The sequence below is a fragment of the Ruegeria sp. AP12 genome (genome assembly GCF_056540025.1).
This window is the reverse complement of the sequence record NZ_JBQFVZ010000123.1, coordinates 1-951: the sequence shown is the minus strand read 5'-3', so window position 1 is coordinate 951 and position 951 is coordinate 1. Positions and strand designations below refer to the sequence as shown.

At 56.9% G+C, this 951-nt stretch carries 2 protein-coding genes and 1 pseudogene; all 3 read right to left on the bottom strand.

What is annotated here, in order from left to right:
- Positions 1 to 459, bottom strand: a 459-nt coding sequence (locus ACR0E6_RS21680) for a GNAT family N-acetyltransferase (RefSeq protein WP_480587204.1), incomplete at its 3' end; no start/stop codon positions are given.
- A 40-nt stretch (positions 460 to 499) separates the two neighbouring features.
- A complete protein-coding gene (locus tag ACR0E6_RS21675; RefSeq protein WP_170380425.1) occupies positions 500 to 769 on the bottom strand; it encodes an HPr family phosphocarrier protein in 270 nt (89 codons plus the stop codon).
- Positions 770 to 785: 16 nt separating this feature from the next.
- A pseudogene (locus ACR0E6_RS21670) lies at positions 786 to 951 on the bottom strand (PTS fructose transporter subunit IIA); the annotation flags it as partial.

The following is a 951-nucleotide window of genomic DNA, read 5'->3' as shown; positions in this document are numbered from 1 at the left end:
GGGAACCGGGATCATAAACGAGGTCGCGGCCTCATCCAAGCCAGTCAGAACCGAGCGGGTCAGAATACGGTAGTCGCTACGGACACGTCCAATCAGTTCAGCGAAAATCATGCCGTCCACCATGCCATGAGGATGGTTGGCGACAACGACAACGGGGCCGGTTTTGGGAATACGTGCGATCTGTTCCTCGGGTGTGGTGAGGGTGATCCCCATCGTCTTGAGCGCCCCACCCCAGAACCGCTGGCCGCGATACTGCTCGTTTTTCTTTTCGAATTTATTGACCATCCGAAGAATGGTCAGCTTGCCAGTAAACCATTCGATGGCGCGGATTGCCGTCGCGGTCCAGGCATCGTCGAACGAATTGGCATAGGTCAGGGTTCTACGGTCGTAGACCTCGCCCTGATCTTCGGTCCCGTCTACAACGGGGCCTGTCTTGGTGTCGTGCGTTGTTTCCGCCAATTCCTGGTCTTCCCGTTCTTCCTGTCCCGGCGGGGTGGCTTTAGAACCCCTCGCCGAACTTGTCGTTCACAAGCGTTTCCAAGGCTTCTGCCAATGCCTCAGCATCCGGCCCGGAGGTCTCGACGTCAATAGTGGTTCCGCGCGAGGCTGCCAACATCAAAAGGCCCATGATACTGTCGCCTGATGCAGAAAGTCCGTCCTTGGAGACTTCGGCACTGGCATCGAAACCTTCTACCACCTCAACCAGCTTGGCCGAGGCACGGGCGTGCAGGCCCTTTTCATTGATGATTTTCAAGCTTCGATTGGTCATTTCAATACGTCCGGTCCTAATCCAACGTCACATTTTGCGCATTGATGTACTTGCGTCCAGCCTCCATCGCGTGACGCACGGCATCGGCTACAGGCAAGTGGCGACTTTTGGCCAGTTTGACCAGCATGGGAAGGTTCGCGCCATACAAAATGCGCCGATCCTGCGGCGCACAGGCCCGGAGG